This window comes from Streptomyces katrae, assembly GCF_000966975.1.
Taxonomy (GTDB): Bacteria; Actinomycetota; Actinomycetes; order Streptomycetales; family Streptomycetaceae; genus Streptomyces; species Streptomyces katrae.
Genome location: NZ_JZWV01000074.1, coordinates 1 through 6,039 on the forward strand (window position 1 = coordinate 1; position 6,039 = coordinate 6,039).

At 71.6% G+C, this 6,039-nt stretch carries 7 protein-coding genes; 6 read left to right on the top strand and 1 reads right to left on the bottom strand.

Annotation, left to right across the window (positions count from 1 at the left end):
* The 3 genes from dprA to VR44_RS04040 form a co-directional block, all read left to right on the top strand.
* Window positions 1-924: DNA-processing protein DprA (gene dprA, locus VR44_RS04030; RefSeq protein WP_045945954.1), on the top strand; the 924-nt coding region annotated here is incomplete at its 5' end.
* Between the two features lie 239 nt (window positions 925-1,163).
* Entirely contained in the window at window positions 1,164-2,000 is an 837-nt protein-coding gene (gene whiG / locus VR44_RS04035) for an RNA polymerase sigma factor WhiG (protein ID WP_045945955.1), read from the top strand.
* 90 nt (window positions 2,001-2,090) lie between these two features.
* Complete coding sequence (locus VR44_RS04040) at window positions 2,091-2,648, top strand: TetR/AcrR family transcriptional regulator (RefSeq protein ID WP_045945956.1); 558 nt, start codon at window positions 2,091-2,093, stop codon at window positions 2,646-2,648.
* Here the strand turns inward: VR44_RS04040 and VR44_RS04045 are convergent.
* A complete protein-coding gene (locus VR44_RS04045; protein WP_045945957.1) occupies window positions 2,645-3,163 on the bottom strand; it encodes a M23 family metallopeptidase in 519 nt (172 codons plus the stop codon). The genes VR44_RS04040 and VR44_RS04045 overlap by 4 nt on opposite strands.
* Before the next feature lie 250 nt (window positions 3,164-3,413).
* Between VR44_RS04045 and rpsB the strand changes: the two genes are divergently transcribed.
* The 3 genes from rpsB to pyrH all read left to right on the top strand — a co-directional run.
* Window positions 3,414-4,268 (top strand): 30S ribosomal protein S2, encoded by an 855-nt coding sequence (gene rpsB, locus VR44_RS04050; RefSeq protein WP_045945958.1) that lies wholly within the window; start codon window positions 3,414-3,416, stop codon window positions 4,266-4,268.
* Between the two features lie 134 nt (window positions 4,269-4,402).
* The gene (gene tsf / locus VR44_RS04055) at window positions 4,403-5,239 is read left to right on the top strand and encodes a translation elongation factor Ts (RefSeq protein WP_045945959.1); all 837 of its coding nucleotides are present in this window, start codon (window positions 4,403-4,405) and stop codon (window positions 5,237-5,239) included.
* 162 nt (window positions 5,240-5,401) lie between these two features.
* A partial coding sequence (gene pyrH, locus VR44_RS04060; RefSeq protein ID WP_045945960.1) for a UMP kinase occupies window positions 5,402-6,039 on the top strand: 638 nt, incomplete at its 3' end.

Below are 6,039 nucleotides of genomic sequence, written 5' to 3' on the forward strand. Positions count from 1 at the left end.
GACCTGGAACGGGCCGCCGCGGACGGCGTCCGGTTCGTCTGCCCGGGCTCGGCGGAGTGGCCGACCCAGCTGGACGACCTCGGCGACGCCCGGCCCGTCGGGCTCTGGCTGCGGGGCCGGCCGAACCTGCGGACCTGGGCCCTGCGCTCGGTCGCCGTGGTCGGGGCCCGCGCCTGCACCCCGTACGGGGCCCACATGGCGCAGACCCTGGCCGCCGGGCTCGCCGAGCGGGGGTGGGTGGTGGTCTCCGGGGCGGCGTACGGGATCGACGGCGCCGCCCACCGCGGGGCCCTCGCCTCCGGCGGCGCCACGGCGGCGGTACTGGCCTGCGGGGTGGACACCGTCTACCCCCGCGGACACGCCGGACTGCTCGGCCGGATCACCCGCCAGGGGCTGGTGATCGGCGAACTGCCGCCCGGCAGCCATCCCACGCCCAGCAGATTCGTCCTGCGCAACCGCGTCATCGCCGCCCTCACCCGGGGAACGGTCGTCGTGGAGGCCGCCCGGCGCAGCGGCTCCCTCGTCACCGCCCGCCGGGCCCAGCAGCTGGGCCGCCTCACCATGGGCGTCCCCGGCCCCGCCACCAGCGGCCTCTCCGCCGGGGTGCACGAGCTGCTGAGGGGCGAGGCCGTCCTGGTCACCGACGCCGCCGAGGTGGTCGAACTCGTCGGTGACATGGGCGAACTGGCCCCCGTGCGGCACGGCCCCGTCCTCGCCCGCGATCTGCTCGACCCGGCGGCCGCGCGGGTCCTCGAAGCGCTCCCCGCGGGCCGGCCCGCCGACGTGGACGAGATCTCCCTCGGCGCGGGCACCGGCACCGATGAAGTCATCGGCAGACTGTACGAACTTCACTCTCTGGGGTTCGTCGAACGGCAGGGCGACGCCTGGCGGTTGACCCGCCGTCGACCGAAGGGGGAGGCGTAATCCGCGGCCGCCCGGCGAGGCGGTCGTTGACCTGGGGCGTTCCGGTGAAAGAGTGAAGGCGATGAGAGACGCGGTCTTCCCCGAGGCGGCCGCCCGGGCCGTGCGCGAGGCGCCGGTCCCGGGCCGCCCGCCCGGGTCCGGACGCCCCTGCGGCCCTGCGCCATCCCGTACTCTTCGCGCACCGCGACACTTCCGTCACGCTACGCTCCCAAGGAATCCCGCTCCGGCAAAGGCGAAGCATGCCCCAGCACACCTCAGGGTCCGACCGCGCTTCGGTGCCCCCCGCCGCCCGTGGCGGCGCGCGGTCCACCGAGCCCTCGTCCCTGGAGCTGCTCTGGCGCTCATACAAGGACTCGGGTGACGAGCGGCTGCGGGAGCAGCTGATCCTGCACTACTCGCCGCTGGTCAAATACGTGGCGGGCCGGGTCAGCGTGGGGCTGCCGCCCAACGTGGAACAGGCCGACTTCGTCTCCTCGGGGGTCTTCGGACTGATCGACGCGATCGAGAAGTTCGACATCGAGCGGTCCATCAAGTTCGAGACGTACGCGATCACCCGGATCCGCGGCGCGATGATCGACGAGCTGCGGGCGCTGGACTGGATCCCGCGCTCCGTCCGCCAGAAAGCCCGCGCCGTGGAGCGCGCCTACGCCACGCTGGAGGCCCACCTGCGGCGCACCCCGACGGAGGGCGAGGTCGCCGGGGAGATGGGCATCGGGGTCGAGGAACTCCACACCGTGTTCAGCCAGTTGTCCCTGGCCAACGTGGTCGCCCTGGAGGAGCTGCTGCACGTCGGCGGGGAGGGTGGCGACACCCTCTCCCTGATGGACACCCTCGAGGACACCGCCGCCGACGACCCGGTGGAGGTGGCGGAGGACCGGGAGCTGCGCCGGCTGCTCGCCCGGGCCATCAACACCCTCCCCGAACGGGAGAAGACGGTCGTGACCCTCTACTACTACGAGGGGCTCACCCTCGCCGAGATCGGCAACGTCCTGGGCGTCACCGAGAGCCGGGTCAGCCAGATCCACACCAAATCCGTACTGCAGCTGCGCGCCAAGCTCGCGGACGTCGGCCGCTGAGCCGCCCCCGGCCGCAGCGGGCTCCGGAGCGGCCGCGGAGCTTGCGCACCTCCGTACAGTGGTGACGTGCCCAGGATTCGAGCGGCCTCCGTGGCCGAGCACCGGTCGATGCAGCGCGGCGCCCTGTTGGACGCGGCGCGCACCCTGCTGTCGGAAGGCGGGACCGAAGCCCTGACCTTCCCCGCCCTCGCGGAGCGGACCGGTCTCGCCCGGTCCTCCGTGTACGAGTACTTCAAGTCGCGCGCGGCCGTCGTCGAAGAGCTGTGCGCGGTGGACTTCCCCGTCTGGGCGGCCGAGATCGAAGCGGCCATGGAGGCCGCGCCGACGCCCGCGGCGAAGATCGAGGCGTACGTGCGCAGCCAGCTGGAGCTGGTGGGCGACCGCCGGCACCGGGCGGTGGTGGCCATTTCCGCCGGCGAGCTGGACGCGGGCGCGCGGGAGAAGATCCGCGCCGCGCACGGCGGCCTGGTCGCCATGATCGGCGAGGCGCTGGAGGCCCTCGGCCAGCCCGAGCCGCGGCTGGCCGCCCTGCTCCTCCAGGGGGTCGTGGACGCCGCGGCCCGCCGGATCGAGCTCGGCGCCGCCGAGGACCCCGCCGTGATCACGGACACCGCCGTCGCGATGGCCCTGCGCGGTATCGGCGGCTAGGGGGTCGTCCCCTCCGGGCCGGGTGCGGACGGCAGTAGCCGGGGTGTGGGCCCGGGGAGCAGGGTGAGGGGGTTGCGGTAGGCGTCCTCGCCCGCGAGGAGCCCCCAGTGCAGGCACGGCCCCGGGCAGTGGGAGCCCTCCGTGAGCACCGCCACCACCTGGCCCGCCGTGACGGCCTCCCCCTCCGCGACCAGCGCCCGCACCGGCTCGTACGTGGTCCGCAGCCCGCCCGGGAGGGTGAGCGACAGCACGCCCCGGCCCGCGACCGGCCCCGCGTAGTGGACCCGCCCCGGCCCCACGGCCCGTACCTCCGCCCCCGCCGGCGCCGACAGGTCCACCCCGCGGTGCCCCGCCGCGTACGGCGTCGGGGGAGGGTCCCACCACCGGGCGACGGACAGTGGCGCCGGCAGCGGCCGGACCGCCCGGAAGGCCCCCTCGGCGGGGGGCGCGGCGGGAGCCGGGGGAAGCGCCCCGGTCAGGGCGAACAGCAGGGTGAGCAGCAGTGTCGTCGTCATGCGCCCAGGGTCCCGCGCGGGACCCCGGGCCCGCCCGCGCCTGTGGACGGGCGAAAGGGTGTGGACAAGGGCGTCACCCGGCATACCGCCGGGTCCCGTACACTTCTTGTGGCGATCCGGGTCACCGGGTCGACTTCGCACGCCCCAGCGCCGACCGGTTCCGGTCGGGTGACAGCGTCTCTCGGTCCCTTCATGGGGCAGGGCGCGGCGGGGCGTCAGGAACCAAAACCGAGAAACCAAGGAGATGGCCATGGCCGTCGTAACGATGCGGGAGCTGCTGGAGAGCGGCGTCCACTTCGGTCACCAGACCCGTCGCTGGAACCCGAAGATGAAGCGCTTCATCTTCACCGAGCGCAACGGCATCTACATCATCGACCTGCTCCAGTCGCTGTCGTACATCGACCGCGCCTACGAGTTCGTGAAGGAGACCGTCGCGCACGGCGGTTCCATCATGTTCGTCGGTACGAAGAAGCAGGCGCAGGAGGCCATCGCCGAGCAGGCGACCCGCGTCGGCATGCCGTACGTCAACCAGCGCTGGCTGGGTGGCATGCTCACCAACTTCTCCACCGTCTACAAGCGCCTTCAGCGTCTGAAGGAGCTTGAGGCGATCGACTTCGAGGACGTCGCCGCCTCGGGTCTCACCAAGAAGGAGCTCCTGGTCCTCTCCCGCGAGAAGGCCAAGCTGGAGAAGACCCTCGGTGGTATCCGCGAGATGTCGAAGGTTCCCAGCGCCGTCTGGATCGTCGACACCAAGAAGGAGCACATCGCCGTCGGTGAGGCGCGCAAGCTGCACATCCCGGTCGTCGCGATCCTCGACACCAACTGCGACCCCGACGAGGTCGACTACAAGATCCCGGGCAACGACGACGCCATCCGCTCCGTCACCCTGCTCACCCGCGTGATCGCCGACGCCGTCGCCGAGGGCCTCATCGCCCGCTCCGGCGCTGCGACCGGTGACTCGAAGCCGGGCGAGAAGGCCGCCGCCGAGCCGCTCGCCGAGTGGGAGCGCGACCTGCTCGAGGGTGAGAAGAAGGCTGACGCCGAGGCCCCCGCGGCCGAGGCCCCGGCTGCCGAGGCTCCGGCCGCGGACGCCGAGCAGGCCTGACCCACTGAGAGCGCCCGGCGTTCATCCGCCGGGCACTCGCAGCACGGACGATGACGGCGGGGGAGCCGCGCCACGAGCGCGCTCCTCCGCCGTTCACCCGTAGATCTACGACTTCGAGAGAGAATCACAGACTCATGGCGAACTACACCGCCGCTGACGTCAAGAAGCTCCGCGAGCTCACCGGCGCCGGCATGCTGGACTGCAAGAACGCGCTCGTCGAGGCCGACGGCGACGTCACCAAGGCCAACGAGATCCTGCGCGTCAAGGGCCTGAAGGGCGTCGCCAAGCGCGAGGGCCGTTCTGCCGAGAACGGTGCCGTCACCTCCCTGATCTCCGAGGACGCCACCTCCGGCGTGCTCGTCGAGCTCAAGTGCGAGACCGACTTCGTGGCCAAGAGCCCGAAGTTCCTGGCCGTCGCCGACCAGCTCGCCGCCCACGTGGCCGCCACCAAGCCCGCCGACATCGAGGCGCTGCTCGCGTCCGAGATCGAGGCCGGCAAGACCGTCCAGGCGTTCGTGGACGAGGCCAACGCCAACCTCGGTGAGAAGATCGTCCTCGACCGCTTCGCGCAGTACGAGGGTGCCTTCGTCGCCTCCTACATGCACCGCACCATGCCCGACCTGCCCCCGCAGATCGGTGTCCTGGTCGAGCTGGACAAGGCCGACGCCGACCTGGCCAAGGGCATCGCCCAGCACATCGCCGCCTTCGCGCCGAAGTACCTCACCGCCGAGGACGTCCCGGCCGAGATCGTCGAGTCCGAGCGCCGCGTCGCCGAGGAGACCACCCGCGCCGAGGGCAAGCCCGAGGCCGCGATCGCCAAGATCGTCGAGGGTCGCGTGAACGGCTTCTTCAAGGACGCCACGCTGCTCGGCCAGCCGTACGCGCTGGACAACAAGAAGTCCGTCCAGAAGGTTCTGGACGAGGCCGGTGTCACCCTGAAGCGCTTCACCCGCATCAAGGTCGGCATCTGAGTCCGTCCGTACGCGACGGACACCGGACCCCGATAGGGTCTGAGGCAGTCGTCCGCGCTTGCGCCGGACGACCGCAGATCTGACGAGGAGGCCATTGCCCCAGAGGGAACCGCGAGGACCCACCGGCAATGGCCTTCTTCGTATGTGCACGAGGAGATCTCCATGAATCAGGGCGTGGACCCCCACACCGCATCCCACGACAAGAGCGACCACGAGAAGAAGGGTCGCCGCTTCATGCTGAAGCTGTCCGGCGAAGCCTTCTCAGGCGGCGGCGGGCTGGGTGTCGACCCTGACGTCGTGCACGCCATCGCCCGCGAGATCGCGGCCGTGGTCCGAGACGGCGCCGAGATCGCGGTCGTCATCGGCGGCGGCAACTTCTTCCGCGGCGCGGAACTGCAGCAGCGCGGCATGGACCGGGCCCGGTCCGACTACATGGGCATGCTCGGCACCGTCATGAACTGCCTCGCCCTCCAGGACTTCCTGGAGAAGGAGGGCATCGACAGCCGCGTCCAGACCGCCATCACCATGGGTCAGGTCGCGGAGCCGTACATCCCGCTGCGCGCCGTCCGCCACCTGGAGAAGGGCCGCGTCGTCATCTTCGGCGCCGGTATGGGCATGCCGTACTTCTCCACCGACACCACGGCCGCCCAGCGCGCCCTGGAGATCGACGCCGAGGCCCTCCTCATGGGCAAGAACGGCGTCGACGGGGTCTACGACTCCGACCCGAAGACCAACCCGGACGCGGTGAAGTTCGACGCGCTGGAGTACAACGAGGTGCTGTCCCGGGACCTCAAGGTCGC

Excerpts from the sequence above, each read along its gene's own strand:
- whiG (WP_045945955.1), top strand. The coding sequence starts at position 1,164 with ATGCCCCAGCACACCTCAGGGTCCGACCGCGCTTCGGTGCCCCCCGCC.
- rpsB (WP_045945958.1), top strand. The coding sequence starts at position 3,414 with ATGGCCGTCGTAACGATGCGGGAGCTGCTGGAGAGCGGCGTCCACTTC.
- VR44_RS04045 (WP_045945957.1), bottom strand. The coding sequence starts at position 3,163 with ATGACGACGACACTGCTGCTCACCCTGCTGTTCGCCCTGACCGGGGCG.
- tsf (WP_045945959.1), top strand. The coding sequence starts at position 4,403 with ATGGCGAACTACACCGCCGCTGACGTCAAGAAGCTCCGCGAGCTCACC.